Here is a 25,741-nt window from a genome sequence, read left to right as displayed (position 1 = left end):
GAGGGGAAGAGCTTTCGCCCCTCCCCTCCGGCTCTGATCCAGGGAGACGGATCAGCTGATCGGATCGAGAACGGTCGGCCATGCCTCCTTGTTGGTCCTGATGGCTTCGAGCAGTTTGTCCTCGCCGATGCGCCGGGCGATCTTCTTCCACTCGGTCTCGGTGTCGGCCATCGCCTGCTCCGATGTCTTGGCCTTGGTCAGCGAGGCCATGAGGTTTTCATCGAGCGCATTGTGGAAGGCGGTGGCGCCGGGATAGTTGATGGTCGGCACCGTGCGCGCCACCGTCTCGCGCACCACGTCCATGTGGTAGGCGTGATAGGTCTGGCGCACCAGAGGATCGGAGAAGTCCGACAGCCGGAACGGATCGAGATAGCCGCCGGGGTTGGCGCTCATCCAGGCGTAAATGCGGGCCGAGCCCAGCCATTGCAGCAGGAGGTAGGCGACTTCCTGGTTTTTCGACTGCGACGAGACCATGCCGGTCAGCGAGAACCACAGCACCGAGCGGCTGATCAGCTTGCCGTCGATCTCGCGGCCGGGCGGCAGCATCGAACCGATCTTGCCGGTGACGGCCGAATCCTTGTTGCCGGCATTGTCGAGGAATTTCGGCAGGTTGGAGAAGGCGCAGGTCATCGCCGCACCGCCCTTGGCGAAATTGCCGTACTGTTCCGGCCAGCCCCAGGAGATCGCATCCGGGGAGTGGTGCGCGAGCGAAGCGACATATTCGTTGGTGGCGGCGATACCGTGCTCGGAATTGATCAGCGGCTTGCCGTCATCGCCGAACAGGAACTGGTTGGGCGAAGCCATCGAGACATAGCGCTGGTACCAATTGGTGTAGCCCCAGCCCTGGTTGCGCAGGTCGGTCGAGCCGAACAGGCCCTTGTCCGGGCGCTGGAAGAAGGCGGCGATATCGCCGTGCTGCTTCCAGGTCTTCGGCGGTGCCAGGTCGTAGCCGTACTTGTCCTTGAAAGCCTTCTGCTCGGCTGCGTCGCCGAACAGGTCGGTGCGGTAGACCCAGGTCTGGAAGTCGCCGTCCAGCGACACGCCGTAGTTCGAGCCGCGATATTTGTTGAGCAGCGACACACCCTTGGCGCCGTCGACATAGCCGGTCTTGGGATCGTCCCATTCCGGCTTGTACTGGGCGACGAAGTCGTCGAGCTTGGCGATGCCGCCGGTCTCGGCGAGGTCGCCGAGGCGGTTCCATTCGGTCGAATAGATGTCATAGGCCCCACCCTTGGTGGAGATGTCCTGCATAGTCTTGGTGAATTCCTGGCCGTTCGGCAGGCCGACGATTTCGATCGGAATACCGGTCTCTTTTTCCCAGAGATCCTTGATCGACGGCGCGCCGGCCGGGAAAGGCTGCGTCAGCTGCCCGATCGAGCCGTCCGACAGGCCGAGCACGATCTTCGCCGGCGCCTTGCCGGCACCCTTCAGCGCCTTGGCCGCCTCGATGGCGCGGCCTTCCGGCGTGTCGTCACCATACTGGTAGCGCTCGGCGCCCTCGAAGCCGGTCGGGCCACCGATCATGCCCGGCGCAAGTGCGTCGGCAGCGAAGGCACGGCCGGGACGAATGAATTGCGGTGCGATACCCGTGGCGGCTACGAACACCGCCGCCTTTCCTCCGGACGCCAGCAACCGGCGTCGCGATATGCGGATCAGATCAGACATTGGAGTTCCTCCCTCAGGGCTCACGTTTCCCCCACGAGCCCATGAGGGATATTGACGGCAGGATTGGAAGGCTGTCAACATCATAAATAATCAAAACACATCACAACATTGCAATGAGGCGAGGAAATGCGTCATACCGGGGTCCATATATCGCTCCAGATGCCTCGATTTGATGGGAAATGTATCCTCCCGCCCCGGAATAGCCGTGCCGGGCAACCTGATTTAGCCCAACGGCTTGCGCTTCGGCCAAGGCCGGATACATCATTTCCCATCAGAATCGCCGATGGCGAGGAGTCGTGGCCATCAGGCCGGCCGCCGGCATTGCGTGATCCTGATGCGTTGAGGAGATGAAAGACGGTGCGTTCCACCCTGACTGACATAGCCCGGGAGGCCGGCGTTTCCGCCGCCACCGTCGACCGCGTGCTCAACAACCGCGCCGGTGTGCGGGCGCGCACTCGCGAAATCGTGCTCGAAATGGCGCAGCGCCTCGGCTACATCGCCGAAGGCCCGAACGGGGCGCCGCCGCGCGCCTTGCCCGGCGAGGTCATCCGGCTCGACTTCGCGCTGCCGGCCGGCACCAATTCCTTCATCAAGATGCTGCACCGGCACATTGAGGCGCAGGCCCTGGCCCGCCCCGATCTCGATGTCCACATCGCCACCATAGAAGGCTTCAATCCCGACCGGCTCGCGCGCCTGCTGCAGGAATTACGCGGGCAGACGCAAGGCGTCGGCGTCATCGCGCTCGACCATCCAACGGTGCGCGAGGCGATCCGCTCGCTGTCGGCCAACGACATCAAGGTGGTGACCATCGCCTCCGACATCCTGCATGTGCCGAGGGTCGCCTATATCGGCATCGACAACCGCGCCGCCGGGAGGTTGGCCGGCTATCTGCTCAACCGTTTCATGGGGTCGGAACGCCCCGGCAAGGTGGCGCTGTTCGCCGGCTCGCTCTCCTATCGCGGCCATGAGGAACGCGAGATGGGGTTCCGGCACATATTGACCGAGGAATCGCCCAATCTCGAGATCGTCGAAATGCGCGAAATGCTCGACGACCGCGAAAAAGCCTATTCAGAGGCGTCAGCGCTTCTGGACAGGCACCCCGACCTTGCCGCGATCTACAATGTCGGCGCCGGCAACACCGGCATCGCCCGCGCGCTCAAGGAGCGCGGCCGCGCGCAATCCATGGTCTTCCTCGGCCATGAAGTGACGGATGGCACCAAGGACCTGCTGCTCGACGGTACGCTCGATGCGGTCATCGACCAGAACCCACGTGTCGAGGCGCGTGAGGCGCTCAACACCTTGACCCATGCGGTCCGGGGCCTGCCCTATGAATTGCACCAGCCGAGACTGCAGGTGATCTTCAAGGAGAACATTCCGGAGATCTGAGCGGCTAGCTTTCGGTTCTAACCCCTGATGATCGCGCGGCCGTCCGCGCCGGTGCCGATCGCTATCCTGTCGCCGGACACAATGCCCGCAATCTCACACACCACCAGCGGCATGCGTATTTCGTAGAGAAACTCCGCCACGATGGCACCGACCGCCAGGATCGGGTCCGGCCGTTCCATGAGAATGCCGGCTGGTGCTGTACCTCGGCGGATCGCTTCAGCCAGGACAGACGACGAAGACGACGATCCCCGCCCGCTCGGCATGACCAGGATCCTGCCGGCGACATTCTGGCCGAGCCCCGGATGGGAGTGGTCGATGATCTCGCCAGTCTCGGCATCGACACCGCCCCAGAAGCTGAGCGGCTGCGAAAACACCAGCGCCTCGCCATCGGCGTTGCCCGCTAGCTGGAAGATGCCGGATCGCTCCGCCGATTGCATCATGATGCACCCCGCACCACATGCCCGACCGCGGCGGAGCGGATGCAATCCTTCATGTCGGCGAAGGCGACGGTGACGCCGATATTGCCCGGCGCGTAATGCGCCCATTTGCCGGAATTGGTCATCACCACGCCGTCGAGCCGCTCGAGAATCGAGGTGACATAGGTGCAGGTGTCGGCGACCGGGATGAGGCCGAACGCCTCCATGCCTGTGAGCATGCCTTCTTCCTGCAGCCGCGTCAGTGTCGCGCGGCCGGTGTTGACATAGATCGGGATACCCCTGCCAGGGGCCGCCTCGCGCAGCAGCGGCAACAGGCGCATCCATTCCTCATGCGAGAAATGCGGCGTGCCCAGTGACACGGCGGCGAGCAGCGCTCCGTCCGGCACCATTGAAAGCCTGGCCAGCGCGTGATCGACATCGGCGCGGGTGATACGGATCGTCTCTTCCGGCGCGTGGCCATGGAACGCCTCATCGAGCGTGCTGGCTTCCGGTGTGATGCGGATCGCATGGAACAGCGCCACGGCGCCCGTCGTCGCCGCCGCCGCGCCCAAAGCCTTCAACTGGTCCTCGTCACGGGGCCGGGGCAGGCCTGATATGACCGGAATGCGGTCACCGCTGGCTTGCCCGATGATTAGTCCGACGCCGACAAACAGGCTATCGCTCGGCTCAAGGTCCGGAACGTCTAGCTCGAACAGGATGCGACCGCGCCGGTTTTCGCTGAGGTGCAGGCCCCAGGCCGGCGCGCGTCCGGTCATGGCGCAGCACAAATCGATGAAATCGCCATAGCGGTTGGTGCGCGCGCCGATGACCGAATTGGCGAAGACGATGGCGTTGGATTCGCCCCAGGCGATCTGCTGGCCGAATTCAGGCCGGAAGCGTGTCTGGTAGGGCGCGCAGGTGAAGGTCGCCTGGCAGCCAAGCTCCAGATGCGCCTTCATCAGCCGCCGCGCCGGCACCTCTTCCGCCGCCGGCATTTTCACCATGCCGGGATGGATGAGGTCGAACGAGCCGACATTGAGCGTCGTCGGCACTTGCACACGCCCCCCGCCCTCGACCAGCCGTTCGACGAAATCGAGGCCGGCCTTGCCGTGGTAAAGACAGCCGTCGATATGGGCGCCCGATATGTCGAGCAGGCTGCCTGCATCGATGGCGTTGGAGAAGGCGACGAGAATTCTCATGGCAGCGGCGGAGGACGGGCCTTGCTCGCCATCGAGCATGGATTGGTCCTCGGCGGTCAGCTCAAGCGTCATCAGTACTCCAGCCACTTACTCGATCGTATGGCGGGACAGCGCCCCCCTCTGCCCTGCCGGGCATCTCCCCCACAAGGAGGGAGATTGGCAGCTTCGGCCCTGGCGCTCATTCTTGCAACGTAGGAGATTTGCGAAAACATCGACGACGGCCAATCTCCCCACTTGTAGGGGAGATGTCCGGCAGGGCAGAGGGGGTGTGACGGAGCGCCAACCTCCCCGGTTAGTCCCTAACCAGCAGCGATCAATACCGTACTTTCCGGCGACCAGCGCAGCACGACATCCTGCCCTTCGGCCAGCCTGTCGGCGCCGGTGTTCTGCACGATGACCTTCAGCGTCTGGCCGGCACGCTCGACAAAATACGTGCTGTTGTTGCCGGCGAAGATGCGCTTGGACACCTGACCCTTGAGCGTGTTTGCATTGCCGTCCGAAGCTCCACCATCCGTGGCAATCCGGATGCGTTCCGGCCGCACGGCACAGCTCGCCTTGGCGCCCGCGGCAAGCGTCGCCCCCACCCCAGCGGCAATCGCCGTTCCGTCCGGCAGCCGGATGCCATTGCCGGTCGAGTCGCCGCGAAAGATGTTGGCGTCGCCGAGGAAGGTGGCGGCGAACTCGCTTTTCGGCCGGTCGTAGATCTCCTCCGGCGGCCCCTCCTGCACCACCCGCCCGTCGCGAAGAATGCCGATGCGGTCGCTCATCGTCAGCGCTTCTTCCTGGTCGTGGGTGACGAAGATGGTGGTGATGCCGATCTCGCGCTGGATACGCTTGAGCTCGATCTGCATGTCGACGCGCAGCGCCTTGTCGAGCGCGCCGAGCGGTTCGTCGAGCAGCAGCACACGCGGCTTGGTGACGATGGCACGCGCTAAGGCCACGCGCTGTCGCTGGCCGCCAGAGAGCTGGTGCGGCCGGCGGCCGCCAAGCTTGCCCAATTGCACGAGGTCGAGCGCGCGCTGCACCTCCGTCGCGATGACGGGCTTGGCCTCGCCGCGCACCGACAGGCCGAAGGCGACATTGTCGGCGACGCTCATATTGGGAAACAGCGCATAGTTCTGGAACACCATGCCGATGCGCCGCTTCTCGACCGGCACCCGCTCGACGCTCTCACCACCGATGGCGATGCGGCCAGAGTCCGGAAAGTCGAAGCCCGCGATCTGCCTGAGCAGCGTGGTCTTGCCGCTGCCGGATGGCCCGAGCAGCGCATAGAAGCCGCCATCGGCGAAGTCGATGGAGACATCGTCCAGCGCCTTGTGCGCGCCAAAGCTGCGCGAGACGTTCGATACCTGCACACCGGCCATTATTTCTCTCCGCCGAATTTGAAGAAGCGCGCCGTGAGCAGCATCAGCGCCATCGACACGACAATGATGATGGTCGAGACCGCATTGATCTCGGGCGTGAAACCCTTGCGGATCGCTGCGTAGATTTCGACCGGCAGCGTCGTCTGTCCCGGCGTCGCCAGGAAATAGGAGACGACGAACTGGTCGAACGACACCGCAAACGCAAACAGCCCGCCGGCAATCACGCCCGGCATGATCCACGGCAGCGTGACGCGCCTCGTCACCTGCCACTGGTTGGCGCCGAGCGAGCGCGCCGCCTCTTCCAGTTCGGGCGCGAAAGTCTGCAGCCGCGCCGAGACGACGACGATGACATAGGGCAGCGCCAGCGCGACATGGCCGAGCAGAATGGCGAACAGGCCGCGACCGATGCCGACGCCGAAGAAGAAGATCAGCATTGCCGTACCGGTGATCAGCCAGGGAATGGCGATCGGCGGGAAGAGCAGCGCGTGCAACACCTTCTTGCCGCGAAATTCATAGCGGAAAAGCGCCAGCGACGCCGCCGAGCCGAGCACCACGCAGATGATGGTGGTGATGATTGCGATCTCGAGGCTGTTCCAGGTCGCGGCGATGATCTGATCGTCCTGCCAGAGCGACGTGTACCACTCGGTCGTCCATTCGAACGGCAACTGGTAGAAGGGCGAGACGTTGAACGACATCAGCGCCATGATGATGATGGGCAGATAGAGGAAGGCGAGCAGCAGTCCGACATAGAGGCGGCCAAGCCCTTCCAGGATACGCGTGGTCATCATCACGCAGCCCTCCGCAGCACCGGCGAGGCAACAGCCAGGATGACCAGCACGACGGCCAGCAGGATGAAGGAGAGCGCCGCGCCCAATGGCCAGTTGAAGACGGCGACGAACTGGTCCTCGATGACAGTTCCGTAGAAGGTGCCGGTGCGGCCGCCGAGGATGCGCGGCTCCATGAACGAACCGACGACCGGCACGAAGATCAGTGCCGCACCCGCCACCAGGCCGGGCATCGACAGCGGAATGATCACTCGCTTCAGCACCTGCAGCCGCGAGGCGCCGAGCGAGCGGCCAGCCTCGATCAACGAGTCGTCGATCGCCTGCAAGGTGAGATAACAGGTCAGCACCATGTAGGGCACGTAGGAGTGCACCAGGCCGATAATGACGGCCGGATAGGAATACATGAGATCGATGTTGATCTTGAACGGCAGCACGGCATTGAGGGCCGTGTCGAGAATGCCGCCTTGGCGCAACACCATCGCCCAGGAAAAGATGCGCACCAGCCCGTTCGACCAGAACGGCAGGATGACGAGCAGGAAGATCGCCTCGCGGCTGCGCCCCTTCAGCACCTTGGCCAGCACATAGGCGGCGGGATAGCCGATGACAACGCACCACAGCGTGACTTCGAGGCCGAGCCGCAACGAGGCGAGTAGCAGCGTCAGATAAAGGCTCTGCGAGAAGAAGGCGGCGTAGTTGCCAAGCGTGAAGGCCCATGGCTTTCCCGACAGCGGCAGCTCGGTCATGAACGAGAAAAAGACCATGGCCGAGAGCGGCAGGAAGATCGCCACCGTCAGCCAGAGATAGGCTGGCGCCAGCAGCGGCAGAGCCGATCTCAGCCCGCTGCGCGACGCGACCGCTCCCTCTACTGCCATGACACCCTCCTCCCCAGGATTGCAAGAACCAGCCGGCGCGAACCGCCGGCTGGTCCGGACGCGCGTTTTACTTCACGTCGACCTTGAGCTGCTGCCAGAGTGCCAGATAGGCCTCGCGCTGCGCGTCGGTGATCGGTGCCTGGAACTGGATGCGCTTGGCCACCTCGGGATCACCCATCACCTTGCGGTTGAAGGAGTCTTCGGGCAGCGCTTCCACCGCCTTGGTGTTGGCCGACACCGGCGCGCCGACCTTGGTGACCCATTCGACATAGAATTTCGGGTCGATCATGTAGTTGATGAAGGCCTGCGCGCCCTCGACATTCTTGGAACCGGCAGGAATGGAGAAGGCATCGAGCCAGGCGACGGCGCCTTCCCTTGGAATGACCAGCGAAACCGGTAGCTTGAAGTGCGTCTTGGCGCGGTCGGCCGAGCCGCTCCAATAGGTGCCGATGTCAATCTGGTTGGAGGCGACCATCTGGTTCCAGTCGTTCTCCGAGCTCCAGAACGTCTTGATCTGCGGCATCAGCGAAGTGAGCTTCGTCTTGACCGAATCCATATCCTTGATGTCGTTGATGTTCTGGCCGGTGGCGATGGCGCCGAACTGCACCGCCTCGACGGCGTCGTCGCGGATGACGACGCGGCCCTTGTGCGCGGCATCCCACATTTCGGCGATCGACGTCGGCGGCTTGTCGAAGGACTTTTCGTTGATGGCGAGCGCCGTCAGGCCCCACACCCACGGCACGCCATAGACCTTGCCGTCATGGTCGAGCATCGGCGAACCGGCCTTGTCCTTGCTGATGTCGGCATAGTTCGGCAGCTTGGAGGTGTCGATCGGCTGGATCAGCTTTTCCGCGATCGCCTGGTCGTTGAAGGCGGCGTTGATCATGACGACGTCGTAGAGGCCGGGATTGGTCCGGATCTTGGTCAGCATTTCCTGTTCGGAATTGAAGAAATCGTTGACGACCTTGTTGCCGGTCGCCTTTTCGAAAGCCTCGACGGCCCATGGCTCGTCGGCGCCGTAGCCTTTCCAGTTGAGCACATGCACTTCGGCGGCACTGGCGGCCAGCGTGAGTGCGGTGGTGAAGACGGCAGTCGCCGTCAGCAGAGCAGTCAGTCTTGGCATGCGCATGGTTGGTTCCTCTCTTTGTTTGCCCGCTTCCCGGGCTTGTCAGGCTGTCTGATGGGCCTTCTTTGTCTGGCTCGGCGCGCCGGTCGAAGGACCATTGGCCTGGCACAGGAAAGTCTGGATTTCCGCGTCACTCGGTGCCGATGAACCACCGTGGCGTGTCACCGAAATCGCCGCTGCCGCATTGGCATAGCGCGCAGCCTCGAAGGGCGTGACGCCGCGCGCCAATGCGCTGACGAAAGCGCCGATATGGGTGTCGCCGGCGCCGTTGGTGTCGATGGCAGCAACCTTGAATCCGCCGATGGTCTGCGCCGTGCCGTCGGCCAGCCTGACATGGCAGCCCTTGGCGGCGGAGCGGATGACGACACCGGTAGCCTGTGGGCAATGCTCGGCAAGCAGCCGAACAGCCAGGGCCTCGACATCACCCTCACCGGCGATTTCGGCGGCTTCCGTGGCGTTGCAGCTGAGCCACGTCGTGCGCGCAAGCACCCGCGACAGGATAGGGCGCGGAATGTCTGAAATGACCGGCGTCGGGTCAAAGACAAAGGGAATTTTTGCCGGCAGCGCCTCGATCCAGTCGGTGAGCACTTCGCGGCTGCCCAGATAGCTCAGCGTATAGCCTGAGGTGAACACCCAATCGTCCGGTGCGACCGCCACGGGCGCCATCATGTCGAGGCTGAGCACACTCTCCGCGCCGGGCCACGAGACGAAGGTGCGTTCGGCATCGCTTGAGATCATGGCGACGCAATTGCCGCTGTCCATGACGGGCGATGGCGGCGTCAGCGTCTCGATGCCTGCGGCGGCGAAGGCGGCGCGCAAAAAATCGCCGTTCGGTCCGCTGCCGAGCTGGCCGCCGAACGCCACTGTCATGCCGGTGCGGGTAGCGGTGACCATCATGTTGAAGCCGCCGCCGGCGACCTGGGCAAAGCTCGATGCCGTCTTCTCGGTGCCTGGCGCCGGCAAGGCGTCGATACGATAGACATAGTCGACCACAGCGCTGCCGATATGGACGAGCCGCCCGCTCATGCCGCTGCGTCCTTGCCGGAACCGGTTTTCACCACCCTTGCCGCCACGAGGTCGCCCGCAAGCGCGCGAACCTCCGACATGTCGATGCCGACAAGCCGGGCGATATGCTGCTGCGGCAACCGCGAGAAGCCGGTGCAGGCGCCGGCCATGCCGGCCGCAATGGCACCGATCGTATCGGTGTCTCCACCGAGATTGGCGCTGATGACGGCCGCTTGCCAGGGATCGCCGCCGGCAACCTCCAGCACCGCGAAGGCGGCCGGAACGGATTCCTGACTGGCGACGCCGGTGCCGACCAGATCTGTGATCAGCCTTATCGCGTCCTTCTTCACCTTGCCGCGCACCAGATCCTGTGCCCAGACGATGCGCGCGGCGATGTCACCGCCGGTCACCCAATGGCCGAGCGTCGCCCCTCGCCTTGCCGCCGCGACCGCGCTGTCGGAGGCAGCGCGCCAGTCACCACCGGAGACGCCACGGCTGACGGCGGCCGCGACGGCGGCGGCGGAGGCTATGGCGATCGAGGTGTTGTGCGTGGCCCGGCACGTCTCGGCCACCTTGGCAACGAACGCGTCGAGCGGCTCCAGCGGCATCATGATCCCGACCGGCGCGATGCGCATCGCCGCCCCATTGGTGTCGCCGCTGCGCCCTGCCTCTTCTGCCGGCACACCATTGTTGATGGCATCGATGGCGCGCTTGGTCGACGGCCCCAGAAGATCGTAGCTGCCGCGCGCCTTGACCTCGTGCTCCCAGTCAAGCAGCGCGTTGACCCAGCGCGCATGGTCGAAGCGCTCGGCCGATTCGACCAGAATGCGGCCGAGCAGCAGCGCCTGTTCGGTATCGTCGGTGATGGTGCCGGCCAGCAGTCCCTTCGACACCGGATGGTCGGCGAAGGGCGCGATGAAATCCTCGACATGGCCGTAGACCTCGGCAATCCGGGCCGGCGACAAAAGCTGCGTCGGCATGCCGAGTGCGTCTCCCAGCGCCCCACCGACAAGCGCGCCGATGGCGCGATCGAGCATGGTGTTGTCGGGCATCGCTCAAAACCTCATATGCAGCGCGAAATGCGCGGGATTGAGCAGGCTGGTGACATATTCGATCGGCCGGTCATCTGCGGCGCGGGTCAGCCGCCGTCCGCGCAGGAAGGGCGTGCCTTGCGGGCAACCGAGAATGGCCGCGTCCTCGGCATTGAGCATCTCGATGCCGACCCATTCCTCGCCATGGTCGGGAATGAGGCCGGCGCCGCGCAGCGTCTGGTGCAGCGAACCTTCGCGCAGGCCGCGCAGCGGCACATCCTCCAGCTCTGGCGACAGCGGCAGGCGACTGCGCTCGATCGAGATCGCATGGCCGTCACTGGCATTGGTGCGTACGCGGTCGACAGCGATGAAGAACGGGCTTTCGATCCCTAGCAAGGCAGCCAGATCGGGGTCTTCGATGACCTCGAGCCGCAGCGTCCGCGTCTCGGCATTGGCGCCGGCATTGGCCAGCGCCCGCGACCAGCCGATCGAATCGTCGACCGGCTTGCCGTCGAAGGTGACGAAGGAGCCGATGCCGACCTTGGTGGTGATCAGCCCTCTGCTGGACAGTTCCTCGAGGCCCTTGCGGACGGTGTTGCGGCTGACGGAAAAGCGCTGGACGAGCTCGTTCTCGCTCTGCAGGCGATCGCCGAAGCCGAGCACGCCGGAGCGGATTTCATGTTCCAGAACGGTGGCGATCTGCTCGGGCTTGCCCGTGCCGGGAGACAATTGAACCGCGCGCCGCTTCATATGCGTACCTGTTCAGTGAACCTGTGTAATCCTGTTCAATACACGGCGACAAGACGCGAGTCAATCCGATGCGGAAGGCGGCTCAAAGCAGGCAGCGAACTCCAGAGTTCCCCGCGAAATACGGTGGAGAGCCAGACAGCCGACCCCTTGGTCCGGTAGTGTGATAGGTTCCGCCCTTGAAGGAGCACCATGTCCCATTCAACAGAGCATACAAACCCCAAGCTGATCGTCGTGGTCGCGTTCGATCGCGGCGATGACGGTGAATTGTTTCCAGCCTTTGGCCCCGCCGATCAGCAAAGCGAAGACCGCGCCATACGCACAGCCCGAGGACTGGCGTCAAAACATGTCGGCGTCATCGCCTGGAGCCGCGATGCCGACCCGAACCTGGGCGACTACGGCCCGCCGACCACGCTGTTTGTCAGCGGCGACGTACCGGACATGGAGTAATCTATTGGCGCCAGGATCTGGCACGCACCCGATGGCGCTTGCAATGATGACCGGCTCGGCGCTCGCCGCTACCCACACCTCAGCGCTCGACGATCCGGCGAAAATGTCGCCGTTCTTCACCGATGCCGGCATGAAGACGATGAAGTCCGAGAAGGAATTCAAGGTGGCTTGGATGGCGATGAAGGAAGAAGATCGCACAGGCATGATGAAGGAATGCGGTGATAAGGCTATTGCCAAGTCGCATGACAATTTCTGTAAGATGACCAAGCAGCTCGGCGGCGCCAACTGACGTCAGCGATTTGGGCCATGCCCAAATGGAACAGCCGGAAAAGGCGGGCCAAGTGTCCGTCTTTTTCTGTTCAGCGGCGGCAACAGAAACCCGCCGCCTCCCCCCGAAGGCAGCGGGTTCCTCGCGCGACCGGTGAGGGCATCCGAAAGACCGGCCGCCACGAGCGTCTAATCGATCGCACCTGCCGACGCGCCGTCATTCAAATTTGACATAGGAAAAGCAATTCGCCGTCACCGGGCGGGATGGATCATCACATCACCGTCCCGTCGGATTCAATTCGCGACAGCGGTCAGGCAAGGGTATAGGGTTGATGTTTGGAGTGGCAAAACGCTGCTCGGCCGGCTTTGCGCCCATGTTTCAACCCATTGCGAATATCGAGGATGCGCAAACGCTGGCGCAGGCGATCGTCAATACGATCACCGAGCCGTTTCTCGTGCTTGACGAGAAGTTCCGCGTGCTGGCGGCCAGCCGCTCCTTCTACAAGACGTTTGAAGTCGACCCCGCGCAGACGCAGGGCACGCTGCTCTACGCCCTCGGCGACGGTCAATGGGACATTCCCGCACTTCGTCTGTTGCTGGAGACGATCATTCCCGAGAAGACCGCCATGGACGGTTTCGAGGTCGAGCACGATTTCCCGCGGATCGGCCGCCGCACCATGCTGCTCAACGCCCGCAAAGTGCTTTACGATCACAGCCCGGCGATCACCATCCTTCTCGCCTTCAATGACATAACGGCGCGCCGCGTCATCGAGCGCGAAAAAGAAGAACTGCTGCGCCGCACCGAGGATCTGCTTCGGCAGAAGGACGTGCTGTTGCGCGAGATGGAGCACCGCGTTGCCAACAGCCTGCAGATCATCGCCAGCATCCTGTTGCTGAAGGCACGCTCCGTCACCTCGGAAGAGACGCGCCAGCATCTCAAGGACGCCCACCAGCGTGTTCTGTCCGTGGCCGAGGTGCAACGCCACCTCCACACCTCTGTCGGCATCGACGAGATCGATGTGGGCTCCTACCTGCCGAAATTGTGCAGCAGCCTCGCATCATCCATGATCGGCGAAGCCCAGCCGATCACGGTCAATGTCACGGCCGAAGGCGGGAGAATGGATTCGCAAAGGGCGGTTAGCCTGGGGCTGATAGTCACCGAACTAGTCCTAAACGCCATCAAATATGCCTTCCCAAGGGAGAAGGCCGGCGCCTGTATCCAGGTGACGTTCGAGACCGCGGGCAGCGACTGGAAACTGACGGTATCGGACAATGGCGTTGGCAAGATCGCAAACGACTTGCCGAGCACCGGTCTTGGAACAGCCATCGTGGAGGCACTGGTTAGGCAGCTGGAGGCCAAGGTGGAAACGATCAGCGACACCGACGGCACCAGCGTGTCGGTGACCCGCGCGACATTCACCTCACGGGTACCGCGCGCTGCGTAAAACCGCTACCACGAGGCCTGCCTTCCGGATATCGCCTCGATCCTGATCTGATAGAAGAGATGGCTGCCTGAAACCGTCGCGGCATGGTCTGGCTTCAGCGCGCCTGGTTCCCACCAGTTCGCGTGCGCTGCAAGAAGCGACCACGCAAATTTGCGGTCGATGTCTACCGGGGCAATCATCCTTTCGACACCGGCGGCACTGTCATCCAGATCAGGCCCTTTAGGCAGTTCCTCGAAGAGTCCCTCCACGACAACACTCTTCCAGCCATTGATTCCGCCCACATCATCGACCTGAAGACAGACATGGGGGTTGGCCTGCATCCACTCGACCTTCCTGCCGGGAAGCGAGAAACTGAAAATGGCGTCATCTCCGAAGGCAAAATTGATCGGCACCACATAGGGCCTGAGGTCGCGCACACAGGCCAGCCGGCCAAGGCGTTGCGTCTTCAACAGGGCAATGCAGTCCTGCCGCGTCATCTCCGTGACGTTCATCCGGTCCTCTTCCCTTCAGCTGCGGCGATCGATACGGCTGATGCCCTTGATGCCCTTGATGGCCTCGGCTTCCGCGATGCCGATCAGCGCGTCGATACCTGGATGGTCTCTATATGCCCGCGGGCCGCCACCATCCGCCTAAGGAGGTGAAGATCATCGCGAATTTCGCACAGGGTTGCTCTGAGTGTTGCGGGCATTGGGCAGCCTTCCGCAACTCAACTGTCTCGACGCAAGGCGGTTCCCTCGGTCAAAGCAAAGCCCGCTCCGGAAAGCCGGGGCGGGCCTTGGAGGAGGATGAAGGGGTGGGACCCTCTCCTCTTGTTTCCACGGGGGGTATGGACCGAATTCACAATACGAGAGTCGCGCAGAATTTTGGATCACAAGCCGGCTTGCTTCCATCACAATCCGGTGCATTCCCTTCGTTAAGCAGTCACGAGATCGCGATTGTCCCGGGGCTCGAGAGCCTCTAGATCCGCCCTAAGACGACAAGGACGATAATGATCAGCAGCACAAGCCCGAGGCCGCCGCCGCCATAATAGCCGGTGCCATAGAACGGCCCGCCGCCGAGACCGCTGAAGCCGCCCAGCAGCGCGATGACAAGTATGATGATGAGGATGGTGCCGATGCTCATGGTGTTTTTCCCGCTCCTGTAGGCGCTGACACGCCGGTTTGAACATCGTCGCATGCGATGCTTCGAAGACGAGAACGTTCGAACAGCCTTACCGTTCCGCGTGATTATGACGAGGCGCGCGAGCAGACCGTTCGCCGGCAAAATGAAGGCCCGCCACCTTGCGGCAGCGGGCCTCATGACGTTTACCGCCTTAGCGGCGCGCGATCAGCAGGCACAGCTGCCGCAGGTCGCGGTCGTAGCCGCCTGAACTGGCCAGCACATCGACGCAGCGCTTCTTCATCCGCGCCACCTGGCTGTCCGACATCTCGGCGACGACGCCTGGCAGGCCAGGCTTGCTGGGGTTGGACGGGTTGCTTGGCGTGCTCGGATCTGTTCCGCCAACGCCAATGCCGACACCCGCGGCGACGCCATTGCCGATTCCGACACCCGCGCCGACGCCAACACCGTTTTGGCCCCCCACTGACGCACCGAGGCCTGCGTTGACCCCGCTGTTGCCGCCGATGCTGGCTCCTGCGCCCGCATTGACGCCATTGCTGCCACCAACCGATGCGCCGGCGCCGGCATTGATACCACCGCCGCCGCCAACTGAAGCACCAGCACCGGCATTAACGCCGCCACCACCGCCGACCGAAGCACCGGCGCCAACGCCAATTCCGCCGGCGTGCGCCGGCATGCATAGAACAGCCACGACAGCACTGCCCGCGAGGATCTTGGAAAGTCTTTTTGCGATACCAAACATGAGTCTCTCCCTGGGTTGTTTCGAACAAACCGGACTTGAAAACCGGCTGTATGACCAACCTTCGGTCTCTATCATTGGTTGCTAAAATACATTTGACAACCTGTGGTACAGTTACCCGCATACCGGCCAATTCGAGACAATTGGACCCATCGAGAAGTATCAGCGGATAGGCACCAAATCCGCAACCTTCAAACGGATCGACAGCCTAGCAACAGCGTCCGGGTTGCTAGGATATCGACAACAGAAAGCCCGCCGAAATGGCGGGCTTTCCGACCGGCCGGAGGCCAGGAGAGTGCGGTCATAGCCTCACGGCTGGTGTTGCACTTCCGATCCCCGCACTCTTGGCCTCAGCGGCTTGCGATCAGCAGGCAAAGCTGACGCAGGTCGCGATCATAGGTGCCGCTATCGCTTAGCACGTCGGCACAGCGCTTCTTCATCCGCGCGATCTTGCCATCCGACATCTGAGCCACCACGCCCGGCAGATTAGGATGGCTGGGATTGCTCGGGTTGCTGGGGTTCGACGGATTGCTCGGGTTCGACGGGTTGCTGGGATTGGTGCCACCACCGATGCCCACGCCGACACCAACGCCAATGCCGCCCGTGCCGCCGACAGTGGCGCCGAGCCCAGCGGTGACGCCGCCAGCGCCCCCGACATTGGCTCCCACACCGGCATTGACCCCGTTGCTGCCGCCAACGGAAGCGCCGAGCCCGGCGCTGACGCCGTTCGAGCCGCCGACATTGGCGCCGGCTCCGGCATTGACGCCGTTGCTGCCGCCAACGGAAGCCCCGGCACCGGCACTGATGCCGCCGCTACCGCCGACGGAGGCACCGACGCCGGCATTGACGCCACCGCTGCCGCCAATCGAGGCACCGACCCCAACACCGAGCCCTGCAGCTTGCGCCGGCAAGGACAGAACGACGACTATTGCACTACCTGCCAACACACTGGCGACTGTTTTGATGGTAAAAGCCATAACACTCTCCTGTTGTCGTTGCGCTAAGGCAGTCGGCACACGGCCGATTGCAAACTCAACTACGCAACAGAAGAGATTCAGTTTCAAATTGTCCAATACAGGATAATTTGATGGTATTAATTGTTCAAATTAACAAATGATAATAATAATAGACGTATAATTTAATTGTAAAAAATATTATTCGGAGAATACCAACATAATCGATATATTATATTTATCGATAAGAAAAACGTTTTTTCGAATCTCTTGCGCCTTTGAGCACGCCAGTCTGCGGCAGTGGTGCTTTGTCGTGAGCTCTGGATAGCGCTGAAGCCGCTCAGCGGTGGCCTGGAGATGTCCCCAGGGGCGCTATGTGTCCGCTCTCGTCAGATCGATATCATGCATGCCGCTGGCAATCGGCAATCCGCACACCGCTTGGATGGGAAAACTGCCCAAACCAGTCGAAGCCACGGAACGACCCCCTTGTTTTTGCCGGCCGTGCCGTTTTTAGAAAACCCGGTACAACAGCCTGTAGGGCACGCGCTTCATATAGTCGCGATATTCGGGCAGCGAGGACAGCAACGCCTCCTCGCGCACGATACGATACAGCTGCATGTAGGTGATGACGGCATAGACCGCGAAATTGTGGAAGGAAAAGGCCGACAGCAGGAAGAGAACGTGTCCGGCAAGATAGCCGGCATAGATCGGGTGCCGCACAATCCGGTACGCGCCGCCCGTCATCACACCACGATTGGCAGGCAGGATGGCAAAGGAGCGGCCCAGCGATGCCTTGCCCCAGATGACGAACAGCAGCGCCAGGATCTGAAGCGGCGCGGCTATATCGACAGGAAGAAGCGCTGTGCCGGGCTCCAGGCTGATCAGCACAACCCCGAAACTGGCGGTGATGGAGACGATGACCGTGAGCGGATTCCAGTCACGCGTGACCGGGCGTCGCGACAGCAGCAACCAGGTGAAAGTGAGGATCTCGGAAACCGCTGCCAGCGCCGCATTGAGCCGGGTGGGATCCTCCACGAGCTGATGTACGCCGCGATAGACGAACAGCCCCGCGCACGCTAGAGCGCAGGCGCGAAAGAAACCTTCGCGAAGATCGATCAGCATCTCGCGCTTGCGCGCAGCGGAAACAAATCCGCCCTCATTGTTATGCGACAACGCTTCACTTTTTGACGTGAGCAAGGCAAGCACCCCATGATCCCTCAAGGGGACCATTGCATGCAACCATTGCCGGGCCGTTAACCGGCAAGATCGGAATGATGCCAACCGGAATCCGCGCCGGGCATGCGATCATGCTCAGCCACTGTCGGGCGCAGGGCTACAAGGCACGAAGCCGGACCTGTGAAGCCAAGGGCAAACACAAACGAGCAGCGCCTATCGCAACAAGGCCGCGGCCCCTTGGCGCAAGCGAACTCGCTTGGTTCGCGCAGCTTGCCCAGGCGTCGTAGCAGCGTGCCTAACCCAGAGTTGAATTGCTGAAATACTGGGCGAAATCAGGGCGTTGCGTCAACACTTTGCCGTCGGCGTCACGCAAAATGCCGGCGGTGAAGAGGTAGTCGCCGATCGCGTCCATCTTTGCCGGATCCAAGGTGCCGATGGCGCTATTTTCGCCGCGCAGATAGTGCCCGTCGATCAGCGCCTTCAGCGACGCTTCGATCAGCGTCGGATTGGTCAGGGCATCCTTGTTGGCCGCAATCAGCAGCGCGGCGGCTTCCCCGGGATGATCGACTGTGAACTGATAGCCGCGCCGCGTTGCCTGGACGAAGGCCGCCGCCAGCGCCGGATTTGCCTGGAGATACGCGTCGCTCGACGAGATCAGCGTCGTGTGCTCGTCGGGCACGCCATAGTCGGCATAGACGAAGCTGCGCTGCTTGATGCCTTTGAGTTCGGCCTCGACACCCTCCCAGGTCGAGACCTCGAGCGTGAAGTCGACTGAGCCATTGGCCAGCGCCTCGTAGGCGGAGGTGCCGAGCGTCACGGTCTCGAAATTGCCCTTGCCGCCGTTGTGGCGGATGATGGTCGAGATCAGCGCGTTTTCCCAGGCGCTGCCGAAACCGCCATAGGTCAGGCCGTCCAGATCCCTGGGGCTATTGATCTCGCTGCGCGCGGCATTGAACACCAGCCGGCCGGTTTCGGACTGCACCACGGCATAGACGGCCTTCAAATCGGCACCGGCCGTCTTCTGGGTGAACAGGCTGATGGTGCCGTTGATGCCGAAATCGGCGACGCGGTTGGCGACCAGCGTGCCGGCACCGGTATCGCTGTAGGGCAGGATATCCACCTCGAGGCCGGCCTCGCCATAGAACCCTTTGTCGCGGGCGACGAACAACCCGATGTGGTTGGTGTTGACAGTCCAGTCGAGAGCGACGGTGACTTTTTGCGTTGCCGCAAAGGAGCGGCTCGATCCGGTAACCAGCGGAAGACCGCTGGCAAGGGTAAGCAGCAAGGCCTGCCGGCGCGTCAACTTAGTCATGGTCATTTCCTTTGGATGGTTGAGGGTTGAGCAAGATGTCAAGGATTTCGGCCTCGAGCGCGGCGGCGCCCGTCGGATCGCGCGGGCGCGGCAGCGGCACCGGGATCTCACGCAGTACACGGGCCGGGCGCGCCGACAGCACATAGATGCAGTCGGACAGGAACACCGCCTCGCGCACATCATGGGTGATCAGCAGTGCCGTCCAGTGATGCTCCCGCCACATCTGTTCGAGCCAGCGCTGCATGGCTGTGCGCGTCAGTGCGTCGAGCGCGCCGAACGGCTCGTCGAGCAAAAGCATGTCGCGCTCCTGCACAACGGTGCGCAAAAGCGCCGCGCGCTGGCGCATGCCGCCCGAAAGCTGCGCCGGGAAATGCCGCTCGAAGCCGGCAAGCCCGAACTCGGCAAACAGCGGCGCGACGCGTGCCCGAGCCGCCTTGCGTTTTACGCCTTGCACCTCGAGCCCGAGCGTCGCGTTGTCGAGGATGCGCCGCCACGGCATCAGCGCGTCGCGCTGCGGCATGAACGCAAAATGCCTGCCATGGTCGTCGAGCGGCGCACCGTCGAAGAGCATCTCGCCCTCGCCGTGCTCCGCCCCCGTCAGGAGCTGGAACAGTGTCGACTTGCCGGCGCCCGAAGGCCCGAGGATCGAGACGAATTCGCCGGCACCGACGTTGAGCGAAATGTCGGCGAGCACGTCGAGCCCGCCAAACGCCTTGCGCACATGCCGCAATTCGAGCCGGCTCATCGCCGCGCCCCCTTTCGCGCAGGCTGCCGGCCGGCCCGCTCCCAGGGCATGGCGAGGCGCTGCAAAAACACCGTCAGCCCGAACAGGATGAGGGTGAGCGCGGCACTGACACCGACGGCGGCCAGCACCAGATCGGGGCGGAAATTGTTCTTGGCGTTGAGCATGTAGATGCCCAGCCCTTTGGCCGCGCCTGCATATTCGGCGAAGATCGCGCCGACCACGGCATAGGTGATGGAGATCCGCAGGCCGGCGAAGAAATAGGGCAGCGCCGAAGGCAGCCGCGCCAGCATGAAGACGCGCCAGCGCCCTGCCCCCATGGCGCGCAGCATCTGGCCGATCTCGACCTCCGTCGCCTCGTAACCCTGAACCAGGGCCACCAGCGTCGGAAAGAAGGTAACCAACGCCACCAGCAGGATCTTCGGCATCAGCCCGAAGCCGAACCACAGCACCACCAGCGGTGCGATCGCCACCAGCGGCAAGGTCTGGCTGACGATGAAGACCGGAAACAGCGCGCGCCGCAACGGCCAGAAAAAATCGACCAGCATCGACAGCACGAAGGCGACGCTCAGCGAACAGGCAAAGCCGATCAGCGTGGCGCCGATGGTGGGAATGGCGTTGTCGATCAGCGCCTCACGATTGAGCATCGCCTGTTGGAAGACGCGTGACGGTGCCGGCAGGATCGTCGGCTTGATGCCGGAATAGGTGGCGTAGAGCTCCCACGCCACAAGGAGCAACCCAACCGAGAGGACAGCGGGTATTGCCTTGGCAAGGGAACCCGCGAGCGGGCGCAACGCGACTGATGATGAGACCACGGGAATAACCTTTGACGGGTCGCGCGGAAGCGCTGCCGGCTAAACAGCCGACGGGCTATTGGCCGAGACCGTGACGTCGAGGGTTACGTGGCCGGCCCCCGGCCCGAAGCGGCAGAAGGCCTCATTCAGCGCCGAAAAGATCGCGCCTGTATCGCCGCGCAGTTTGGTGCAAAAATTCTTGGAGCGATCATAGACGCCGGACTGTTTCAGGAAATCGATGCAGCCATAGATCTCGTCCATGTGGTCGCCGGTACCCATCACATAGAGCGAGAACTGCGCCGCCGCCGGCTGGCCGGTGGCAGCAGCATTGCGCACGGCGGTGATGGCGGCTTCCTTGCGTGGGCCAAGCGGCCCGACTGGCCCGCTAAGCGTATCGGTGCGGCAGATCGGATCGTCCGGCTCACCCGGGCAGCCGCGCGAAATGGTTGCCGACAGCACACAATGCTTGCCGCTGCGCGCCGCCGCCACGAACAGGTCGCGCAAAGCCGGGAACAACACTTCGGGTGGCCCGACCAGCAAGGTCGAGATGTCGTCGGTCTCGATCCTGAGTCTGTCCCGCCAGGGATCGAGCGCACCGAGCGCGCCAAGGATGACGCCGACGAAATCGTCGGCCATGGGATATAGAGAAATCTGTGCGCCTGAAAACATCGCCCGCCTCGCTCCGCTGGTATTACCCAGATCAGCTTCTAGGGTCTGTGGGCTTGCCGCCCCCGTCTCAGCCCCGACCGTACGGAGCACCCCTGTGGATGGGCGCGTTAAAGCACCATTCGGTCGATCGGGAAAGCGTTTTTTTTCGAGCCTCTATGCCAAAAGCATTGCGCCAAGTCTGACGTTGGATGCGAGCCGGGCATCGCCTCAGGACATCGAATTTTATCGGGAACCTTCATCGACCCGCGAGGTTGTCTCACCAGTCGCGACGCGACGAATTCACAGAAATGGAGACAGACCATGCTCATGAAAATCCTCGCAGCTTCGGCCTTCACCGTTGCTCTCGCCACGTCCGCCATGGCGCAAAGCACAGGCGGGAACGGCGCTGATGGAAGCGGCGGCGGCAGCGGCAAGTCCGTGACGGTGGACCCGGCCACCCCTGCGTCGCCCAACACAGTTGACCCCAACAACGTTGACTCGTCGGCGACCAACAGCACGACTACTGCGCCTGGCGACATGAATTCCAATGCGGACAAGAATTGTCCGACCAACCCACAGGGCGCGCAGTCCGATGCCAACGGCAATGCGACGGCGCCAACCGTGAATGACAACAACTGCGGCAAGTAAGCTCAGTACCAAGCACTAAAAAAGCCGCGGAGCATTTGCTCCGCGGCTTTTTGTTAATAGGACAGCTGTGTCAGGGCACGGTCCTGCGACCAGTGTGGATGTTACGAAACCGCCTTCTCGCGAACCGGCAACTTCCAGCCCGGCCTGACAAAATGGCAGGTGTAGCCGTTGGGATATTTCTCCAGATAGTCCTGGTGCTCGGGCTCGGCCTCCCAGAAGGCACCGGCCGGCGCGACTTCGGTGACGACCTTGCCAGGCCACAGACCAGAGGCATCGACATCGGCGATGGTGTCTTCGGCGACGCGCTTTTGCTCGTCGCTGGTGTAGTAGATCGCCGAGCGATAGCTCATCCCGACATCGTTGCCTTGCCGGTTGCGCGTCGTCGGATCGTGGATCTGGAAAAAGCGCTCCAGCAGCGTGCGAAAGCTGATGACCGCCGGATCGAAATTGATCTCAATGGCTTCGGCATGGCTGCCGTGGTTGCGGTAGGTGGCGTTGGGCACATCGCCGCCGCTATAGCCGACACGGGTGGAGAGGACGCCGGGATAGCGCCGTATCAGATCCTGCATGCCCCAGAAACAGCCACCGGCAAGCACTGCGCGTTCGGTCGAAGTCGCCATGTCACGTCTCCTCAAAAAGCAATTCCAGCTGTGTGGCGGTTTCCCGTCGGGAATTGCGCAAACAAAATTGAATTTCCCATAAATGGGCATTGTCGCCGGTTTCGTCCAGTCGCCCGGAAGCGCGCGGCAGCCTAACTGGAATGCGTGCGGTCATGAGCGAACGAAATACCACGACGCGAAGCGAGATTGGACCGCGCGGCTGACTTCAGTTGCGCGGATGCCGGGTCCGGCTGTCAATCGCAGCCGGCAGGTTGCGCGTACCAGGCAAAATGGCGGCAAAACTGATTGGCACAGGCGGCGCTTCACGCGACCAGTTGAAAACAACGGTCTTGACCGGGACATTGCCCAGCCACGCCCGCAACCGCGGCGGCACGCCGTACCCCGACCAGACCATAAGCATGCCGTGATCAAGCAGCCGCTGCCTGGTAATCCAGGGTGCGAACCGCATGTTGAGGTCGGTGAAGATCGACGGCTTGTCATAGGCATCGAGGCCGGCCAGCATGGCGAGATTGGTATCGCCGCCGACAATGTCGAGCCGGCCGGGCGCAGCCGCGTGCCAGACCGCTTCGGCCTCGTCCGAAATCGGCTGTGCCGGCCAGCAGACGGCGTCCATGCGCCCTCGCACATTGCAGTCCGTCCAGCGGATGGCCGCATAGGCGCCCGACATGGTGACGATGCAGATGAAGGCGCAGATTGCCAGCTTGCGCATCTCGGAGGCACCGAGCCGGTGGCCAACGAAGGCCAGCACCACGACACCGACAAGATTGTACATCGGCGCGCCCCAGGCTTCGCCGGTGCCGGTGATCAACGAGGCCGCCATGACGAGCACCGCCGGCCCAAGTCCCATCCACAGGAGGTAGACAAGTGTGCCGCGCTCGACGGGCCTTTCAGGGGCCGGCGAGCGTCGCAGCAGCCCTGATATAGCCAGCACCAGGAGAAAGCCGGAGAGACCGGCCAGTTGGACACCGATATAATAAAGCCGTGCACGGTGCTCGGTCACCCATGCGTCACGGTCGGCGAAATAGGTCAGCGGCAGGAAATCGAGGCGGTAGAGCGCGATGGCCAGCGGCGCGGCGACGGCGAGAAGAACGGCAAGGCCGAGCCATGGCCAAGGCGTCGCTAGCCGGCTGCGCGCCCGCGCGTCGGACAGCAGCCAGAGAGCGCCGAACACAAGCAGCAGGCCGGTGGAGAACTTGGCATAGAGCCCGACGCCCGACACCAGCCCCAGCGCCAGCCACCAGCCAGGCCCGCCGCCACGGCCGGCGCGCCAAAGCAGCCAGCAGATGGCCGCCCAGAACGGCATCTGCGCATAATCATGATTGAATTGCGGGGTCGGCCAGCCGAAGAAATAGACCGACGGCATCAACAGCACGGCGGCCAGCGCGCGATTTTGCCCGAGCATGTCGCGGGCCAGCAGATAGACCAGGATGAAAGTTGAGGAGATCGTCAACTGGGCGAGCAGATATTGCGGCCAGCGAAACGATCCGGTCAGGAGATGGCTGATCTCGAGCAGCCAGCCGGGGAGCTGCGGATGCTTGTAGGTCAAAAGCACCCATTCGCGGCCCCACATGAAGCCTTCCACGACATCGCCGGGCGGCGCAGGATCGACCAGCGTCGGCACCAGCGTCCAGCAAAAAATCTGTGCAAGGCACAAAAGCGCCAGCAAATACAAGGGATGACGAAGCAGGACAGCCCAGGCCGATGGGGAGTCAATACCGGAAGCAGGCAGTCCTGCCGGCATCCAACCATCCATGGAGTCATCTATTCCGGCCATGCGGCGCTTAAACCACATCGTCCGGTTTTACGAATAGTGCCGATATCAAAGCTTACGAAAATGTATATCTGCACCGCCATTGCGGGGCCAAGATTGAGCACAACATTCGCCGCTTCCTGCCATGCCCAGGCAGACAGCCTGTGTCACCCCTGTCCCAAGTCTCTGGATCCATCATGCGTCACCAGCACGCCGTCATTCACTACCGCGCGCTCGACTTCTGGATGGCGCGTGCGGCCGTCCTCGTCATCATCTGCCTGCAGCTTCTCGTCATCAACAACCTCTCCTTCGGACCGCGCTGGCTGGCCCCGGCGCTGGAGGCCGCCCTGCTGTTGCCGCTGTCGGTGGCGACCGCCTGGACACAGGCCGCCACCAGAAAGGCGGTCGAGGATCACGAATGGCATGCGATCGGCCAGTTTCGCGTCATGATCCGCCGAACGGCCTTGACCATGACCGCGATCATCAGCGTCATGAATTGCGGTTCGCTGGTCTTGCTGGTGCGGGCGTTGCTGGAGGGCCATGCCGGCAACAGCGGCACGACACTGCTGATTGATGCCCTCAACATCTGGGTCACCAACGTCATCGTCTTCGCCTTGTGGTTCTGGAGCACCGATCGGGGCGGGCCGCCGACCTGTGGCCTCGTCAAGCTGGCGCAGGCCGATTTCCTGTTTGCACAGATGACGTTGAATGACCGCGAGCTCAGCCACTGGCTGCCCGGTTTCGTCGACTATTTCTTCCTCGCCTTCACCAATGCGACGGCGTTTTCGCCGACCGACACCTTGCCGCTCTCCCAACGCGCCAAGCTGCTGATGATGGCGGAAGCGATGATCTCGCTGCTGACGATCGCGCTGGTCGCGGCCCGCGCCGTCAACATCCTGGCTTAGGGTGAAAATGCAAAATAGCCGGCCCGGCGAGCCGGGGCGGCTATTGGATTGTCTGCGACTGTCCCGAAGCCACAATGCAGGGCACGACCCCACCCTCAATCCGCGCCGAGGTCGCGTTCGAAGACCACCTGGTCGCGCAGCGGAATCCCGTTCACAGCCAAGCCTTCGGGGTAACCGGTCGATGGCCCGAAAGCATCCTGCACGATGCGGCACATCCGAAAGCCCTGCCTCTGGTAAAACCGCAGATTGCCGATATCGGCCGTCGCCGTCGAGACAATCAGGCGCCGGCCACCGCGCTCGCGGCAGCGGGTGATTGCGGCCGCGACAAGGGCACGCCCCAACCCCTCGCTCTGCCTTGCCGGACGAACCGCAAGGCTCTTGAGTTCAAACACACCGCCCTCGCCTGTCTCGATGACCTGCACATGGCCGACGATGCGACCGCCGTCGCGAGCAACGAGCACCTCGCCCCGATCGATATAGGAGGAGATCTGCATGGGGGAATCGTCTGCAAGGGCAAACAGCGGCCGTAAAGCCTCCCGGTTTCCGTCGTATCGTTCAATCTGCATCCGCAAGCCCG

Annotated in this window: 28 protein-coding genes and 1 riboswitch; of the genes, 6 read left to right on the top strand and 22 right to left on the bottom strand. The window is 62.8% G+C overall.

Annotation, left to right across the window (positions count from 1 at the left end):
* Positions 1–51 precede the first annotated feature (51 nt).
* Positions 52–1,665, bottom strand: coding sequence for an extracellular solute-binding protein (locus A3A9_RS0105100; protein ID WP_027057801.1), 1,614 nt, complete (start codon positions 1,663–1,665; stop codon positions 52–54).
* 357 nt (positions 1,666–2,022) lie between these two features.
* Between A3A9_RS0105100 and A3A9_RS0105095 the strand changes: the two genes are divergently transcribed.
* Positions 2,023–3,051 (top strand): LacI family DNA-binding transcriptional regulator, encoded by a 1,029-nt coding sequence (locus A3A9_RS0105095; RefSeq protein ID WP_027057800.1) that lies wholly within the window; start codon positions 2,023–2,025, stop codon positions 3,049–3,051.
* Between the two features lie 17 nt (positions 3,052–3,068).
* Here the strand turns inward: A3A9_RS0105095 and A3A9_RS0105090 are convergent, their stop codons facing one another.
* From A3A9_RS0105090 to A3A9_RS0105050, 9 genes are all read right to left on the bottom strand, one after another.
* Positions 3,069–3,491, bottom strand: coding sequence for an aconitase X swivel domain-containing protein (locus tag A3A9_RS0105090; RefSeq protein WP_027057799.1), 423 nt, complete (start codon positions 3,489–3,491; stop codon positions 3,069–3,071).
* Positions 3,488–4,738, bottom strand: coding sequence for an aconitase X (locus tag A3A9_RS0105085; RefSeq protein ID WP_027057798.1), 1,251 nt, complete (start codon positions 4,736–4,738; stop codon positions 3,488–3,490). The genes A3A9_RS0105090 and A3A9_RS0105085 overlap by 4 nt, the downstream gene beginning before the upstream one ends.
* A gap of 227 nt (positions 4,739–4,965) precedes the next feature.
* Positions 4,966–6,030, bottom strand: a complete 1,065-nt coding sequence (locus A3A9_RS0105080) for an ABC transporter ATP-binding protein (RefSeq protein ID WP_027057797.1) — start codon at positions 6,028–6,030, stop codon at positions 4,966–4,968.
* Complete coding sequence (locus A3A9_RS0105075) at positions 6,030–6,818, bottom strand: ABC transporter permease (protein ID WP_027057796.1); 789 nt, start codon at positions 6,816–6,818, stop codon at positions 6,030–6,032. Before A3A9_RS0105075 ends, A3A9_RS0105080 begins: the two co-directional genes overlap by 1 nt.
* Entirely contained in the window at positions 6,818–7,687 is an 870-nt protein-coding gene (locus A3A9_RS0105070) for an ABC transporter permease (RefSeq protein ID WP_027057795.1), read from the bottom strand. The genes A3A9_RS0105075 and A3A9_RS0105070 overlap by 1 nt, the downstream gene beginning before the upstream one ends.
* 67 nt (positions 7,688–7,754) lie before the next feature.
* A complete protein-coding gene (locus A3A9_RS0105065; protein ID WP_027057794.1) occupies positions 7,755–8,816 on the bottom strand; it encodes an ABC transporter substrate-binding protein in 1,062 nt (353 codons plus the stop codon).
* A 39-nt stretch (positions 8,817–8,855) separates the two neighbouring features.
* The gene (locus A3A9_RS0105060) at positions 8,856–9,839 is read right to left on the bottom strand and encodes a PfkB family carbohydrate kinase (RefSeq protein ID WP_027057793.1); all 984 of its coding nucleotides are present in this window, start codon (positions 9,837–9,839) and stop codon (positions 8,856–8,858) included.
* The gene (locus tag A3A9_RS0105055) at positions 9,836–10,870 is read right to left on the bottom strand and encodes an ADP-ribosylglycohydrolase family protein (RefSeq protein ID WP_027057792.1); all 1,035 of its coding nucleotides are present in this window, start codon (positions 10,868–10,870) and stop codon (positions 9,836–9,838) included. The genes A3A9_RS0105060 and A3A9_RS0105055 overlap by 4 nt, the downstream gene beginning before the upstream one ends.
* A 3-nt stretch (positions 10,871–10,873) precedes the next feature.
* Complete coding sequence (locus A3A9_RS0105050; RefSeq protein ID WP_027057791.1) at positions 10,874–11,599, bottom strand: GntR family transcriptional regulator; 726 nt, start codon at positions 11,597–11,599, stop codon at positions 10,874–10,876.
* Positions 11,600–11,788: 189 nt separating this feature from the next.
* Here A3A9_RS0105050 and A3A9_RS0105045 point away from each other — a divergent pair, with 189 nt between their 5' ends.
* From A3A9_RS0105045 to A3A9_RS0105035, 3 genes are all read left to right on the top strand, one after another.
* Positions 11,789–12,046 carry a hypothetical protein gene (locus A3A9_RS0105045; RefSeq protein WP_027057790.1) on the top strand — a complete coding sequence of 86 codons (258 nt, stop codon included), beginning with the start codon at positions 11,789–11,791 and terminating at the stop codon, positions 12,044–12,046.
* Between the two features lie 31 nt (positions 12,047–12,077).
* Positions 12,078–12,335: a hypothetical protein gene (locus tag A3A9_RS0105040; RefSeq protein ID WP_051370765.1), complete on the top strand. Its 258-nt coding sequence runs from the start codon at positions 12,078–12,080 to the stop codon at positions 12,333–12,335.
* Between the two features lie 352 nt (positions 12,336–12,687).
* Positions 12,688–13,758 (top strand): sensor histidine kinase, encoded by a 1,071-nt coding sequence (locus A3A9_RS0105035; RefSeq protein ID WP_027057788.1) that lies wholly within the window; start codon positions 12,688–12,690, stop codon positions 13,756–13,758.
* Positions 13,759–13,763: 5 nt separating this feature from the next.
* Here the strand turns inward: A3A9_RS0105035 and A3A9_RS0105030 are convergent, their stop codons facing one another.
* From A3A9_RS0105030 to A3A9_RS0104990, 9 genes are all read right to left on the bottom strand, one after another.
* A complete protein-coding gene (locus A3A9_RS0105030; RefSeq protein WP_343286125.1) occupies positions 13,764–14,234 on the bottom strand; it encodes a pyridoxamine 5'-phosphate oxidase family protein in 471 nt (156 codons plus the stop codon).
* A gap of 481 nt (positions 14,235–14,715) precedes the next feature.
* Entirely contained in the window at positions 14,716–14,880 is a 165-nt protein-coding gene (locus A3A9_RS42360; RefSeq protein WP_080680761.1) for a DUF3309 family protein, read from the bottom strand.
* Positions 14,881–15,070: 190 nt separating this feature from the next.
* Positions 15,071–15,619 (bottom strand): hypothetical protein, encoded by a 549-nt coding sequence (locus tag A3A9_RS0105020; RefSeq protein ID WP_027057786.1) that lies wholly within the window; start codon positions 15,617–15,619, stop codon positions 15,071–15,073.
* A 347-nt stretch (positions 15,620–15,966) separates the two neighbouring features.
* Entirely contained in the window at positions 15,967–16,593 is a 627-nt protein-coding gene (locus A3A9_RS0105015; RefSeq protein WP_051370763.1) for a hypothetical protein, read from the bottom strand.
* Positions 16,594–17,079: 486 nt separating this feature from the next.
* Positions 17,080–17,850, bottom strand: coding sequence for a methyltransferase family protein (locus tag A3A9_RS0105010; RefSeq protein WP_430515876.1), 771 nt, complete (start codon positions 17,848–17,850; stop codon positions 17,080–17,082).
* Positions 17,851–18,040: 190 nt separating this feature from the next.
* The gene (locus A3A9_RS0105005; RefSeq protein WP_027057783.1) at positions 18,041–19,057 is read right to left on the bottom strand and encodes an ABC transporter substrate-binding protein; all 1,017 of its coding nucleotides are present in this window, start codon (positions 19,055–19,057) and stop codon (positions 18,041–18,043) included.
* Positions 19,050–19,802 carry an ABC transporter ATP-binding protein gene (locus tag A3A9_RS0105000; protein ID WP_027057782.1) on the bottom strand — a complete coding sequence of 251 codons (753 nt, stop codon included), beginning with the start codon at positions 19,800–19,802 and terminating at the stop codon, positions 19,050–19,052. The genes A3A9_RS0105005 and A3A9_RS0105000 overlap by 8 nt, the downstream gene beginning before the upstream one ends.
* Positions 19,799–20,614, bottom strand: a complete 816-nt coding sequence (locus A3A9_RS0104995; protein WP_051370761.1) for an ABC transporter permease — start codon at positions 20,612–20,614, stop codon at positions 19,799–19,801. The genes A3A9_RS0105000 and A3A9_RS0104995 overlap by 4 nt, the downstream gene beginning before the upstream one ends.
* A gap of 39 nt (positions 20,615–20,653) precedes the next feature.
* On the bottom strand, positions 20,654–21,262 hold the full coding sequence (locus A3A9_RS0104990; RefSeq protein ID WP_027057780.1) for a YkoF family thiamine/hydroxymethylpyrimidine-binding protein: 609 nt from the start codon (positions 21,260–21,262) through the stop codon (positions 20,654–20,656).
* Positions 21,253–21,366: riboswitch (TPP riboswitch) on the bottom strand. Its footprint overlaps the gene before it by 10 nt.
* 196 nt (positions 21,367–21,562) lie before the next feature.
* Here A3A9_RS0104990 and A3A9_RS0104985 point away from each other — a divergent pair.
* Complete coding sequence (locus A3A9_RS0104985) at positions 21,563–21,889, top strand: hypothetical protein (RefSeq protein WP_027057779.1); 327 nt, start codon at positions 21,563–21,565, stop codon at positions 21,887–21,889.
* A 101-nt stretch (positions 21,890–21,990) separates the two neighbouring features.
* Here the strand turns inward: A3A9_RS0104985 and msrA are convergent, their stop codons facing one another.
* Positions 21,991–22,509: a peptide-methionine (S)-S-oxide reductase MsrA gene (gene msrA / locus A3A9_RS0104980; protein ID WP_027057778.1), complete on the bottom strand. Its 519-nt coding sequence runs from the start codon at positions 22,507–22,509 to the stop codon at positions 21,991–21,993.
* Positions 22,510–22,714: 205 nt separating this feature from the next.
* Complete coding sequence (locus tag A3A9_RS0104975) at positions 22,715–24,250, bottom strand: ArnT family glycosyltransferase (RefSeq protein ID WP_245278981.1); 1,536 nt, start codon at positions 24,248–24,250, stop codon at positions 22,715–22,717.
* A 206-nt stretch (positions 24,251–24,456) separates the two neighbouring features.
* On the opposite strand from A3A9_RS0104975, the gene A3A9_RS0104970 reads away from it, so the two are divergent.
* Positions 24,457–25,164 (top strand): hypothetical protein, encoded by a 708-nt coding sequence (locus A3A9_RS0104970; protein WP_027029882.1) that lies wholly within the window; start codon positions 24,457–24,459, stop codon positions 25,162–25,164.
* Positions 25,165–25,259: 95 nt separating this feature from the next.
* Here A3A9_RS0104970 and A3A9_RS0104965 read toward each other — a convergent pair whose 3' ends face one another.
* The gene (locus A3A9_RS0104965) at positions 25,260–25,658 is read right to left on the bottom strand and encodes a GNAT family N-acetyltransferase (RefSeq protein ID WP_245278980.1); all 399 of its coding nucleotides are present in this window, start codon (positions 25,656–25,658) and stop codon (positions 25,260–25,262) included.
* Positions 25,659–25,741 lie beyond the last annotated feature (83 nt).

The sequence above is a fragment of the Mesorhizobium loti CJ3sym genome, from assembly GCF_000472785.1.
GTDB classification, from domain to species: domain Bacteria; phylum Pseudomonadota; class Alphaproteobacteria; order Rhizobiales; family Rhizobiaceae; genus Mesorhizobium; species Mesorhizobium loti_E.
This window is presented reverse-complemented; position numbering and strand designations above follow the sequence as displayed.

Excerpts from the sequence above, each read along its gene's own strand:
- A3A9_RS0105100 (WP_027057801.1), bottom strand. The coding sequence starts at position 1,665 with ATGTCTGATCTGATCCGCATATCGCGACGCCGGTTGCTGGCGTCCGGA.
- A3A9_RS0105090 (WP_027057799.1), bottom strand. The coding sequence starts at position 3,491 with ATGATGCAATCGGCGGAGCGATCCGGCATCTTCCAGCTAGCGGGCAAC.
- A3A9_RS0105085 (WP_027057798.1), bottom strand. The coding sequence starts at position 4,738 with ATGACGCTTGAGCTGACCGCCGAGGACCAATCCATGCTCGATGGCGAG.
- A3A9_RS0105080 (WP_027057797.1), bottom strand. The coding sequence starts at position 6,030 with ATGGCCGGTGTGCAGGTATCGAACGTCTCGCGCAGCTTTGGCGCGCAC.
- A3A9_RS0105075 (WP_027057796.1), bottom strand. The coding sequence starts at position 6,818 with ATGATGACCACGCGTATCCTGGAAGGGCTTGGCCGCCTCTATGTCGGA.
- A3A9_RS0105070 (WP_027057795.1), bottom strand. The coding sequence starts at position 7,687 with ATGGCAGTAGAGGGAGCGGTCGCGTCGCGCAGCGGGCTGAGATCGGCT.
- A3A9_RS0105065 (WP_027057794.1), bottom strand. The coding sequence starts at position 8,816 with ATGCGCATGCCAAGACTGACTGCTCTGCTGACGGCGACTGCCGTCTTC.
- A3A9_RS0105060 (WP_027057793.1), bottom strand. The coding sequence starts at position 9,839 with ATGAGCGGGCGGCTCGTCCATATCGGCAGCGCTGTGGTCGACTATGTC.
- A3A9_RS0105055 (WP_027057792.1), bottom strand. The coding sequence starts at position 10,870 with ATGCCCGACAACACCATGCTCGATCGCGCCATCGGCGCGCTTGTCGGT.
- A3A9_RS0105050 (WP_027057791.1), bottom strand. The coding sequence starts at position 11,599 with ATGAAGCGGCGCGCGGTTCAATTGTCTCCCGGCACGGGCAAGCCCGAG.
- A3A9_RS0105045 (WP_027057790.1), top strand. The coding sequence starts at position 11,789 with ATGTCCCATTCAACAGAGCATACAAACCCCAAGCTGATCGTCGTGGTC.
- A3A9_RS0105040 (WP_051370765.1), top strand. The coding sequence starts at position 12,078 with ATGGCGCTTGCAATGATGACCGGCTCGGCGCTCGCCGCTACCCACACC.
- A3A9_RS0105035 (WP_027057788.1), top strand. The coding sequence starts at position 12,688 with ATGTTTCAACCCATTGCGAATATCGAGGATGCGCAAACGCTGGCGCAG.
- A3A9_RS0105030 (WP_343286125.1), bottom strand. The coding sequence starts at position 14,234 with ATGACGCGGCAGGACTGCATTGCCCTGTTGAAGACGCAACGCCTTGGC.
- A3A9_RS42360 (WP_080680761.1), bottom strand. The coding sequence starts at position 14,880 with ATGAGCATCGGCACCATCCTCATCATCATACTTGTCATCGCGCTGCTG.
- A3A9_RS0105020 (WP_027057786.1), bottom strand. The coding sequence starts at position 15,619 with ATGTTTGGTATCGCAAAAAGACTTTCCAAGATCCTCGCGGGCAGTGCT.
- A3A9_RS0105015 (WP_051370763.1), bottom strand. The coding sequence starts at position 16,593 with ATGGCTTTTACCATCAAAACAGTCGCCAGTGTGTTGGCAGGTAGTGCA.
- A3A9_RS0105005 (WP_027057783.1), bottom strand. The coding sequence starts at position 19,057 with ATGACTAAGTTGACGCGCCGGCAGGCCTTGCTGCTTACCCTTGCCAGC.
- A3A9_RS0105000 (WP_027057782.1), bottom strand. The coding sequence starts at position 19,802 with ATGAGCCGGCTCGAATTGCGGCATGTGCGCAAGGCGTTTGGCGGGCTC.
- A3A9_RS0104990 (WP_027057780.1), bottom strand. The coding sequence starts at position 21,262 with ATGTTTTCAGGCGCACAGATTTCTCTATATCCCATGGCCGACGATTTC.
- A3A9_RS0104985 (WP_027057779.1), top strand. The coding sequence starts at position 21,563 with ATGCTCATGAAAATCCTCGCAGCTTCGGCCTTCACCGTTGCTCTCGCC.
- msrA (WP_027057778.1), bottom strand. The coding sequence starts at position 22,509 with ATGGCGACTTCGACCGAACGCGCAGTGCTTGCCGGTGGCTGTTTCTGG.
- A3A9_RS0104975 (WP_245278981.1), bottom strand. The coding sequence starts at position 24,250 with ATGCCGGCAGGACTGCCTGCTTCCGGTATTGACTCCCCATCGGCCTGG.
- A3A9_RS0104970 (WP_027029882.1), top strand. The coding sequence starts at position 24,457 with ATGCGTCACCAGCACGCCGTCATTCACTACCGCGCGCTCGACTTCTGG.
- A3A9_RS0104965 (WP_245278980.1), bottom strand. The coding sequence starts at position 25,658 with ATGCAGATCTCCTCCTATATCGATCGGGGCGAGGTGCTCGTTGCTCGC.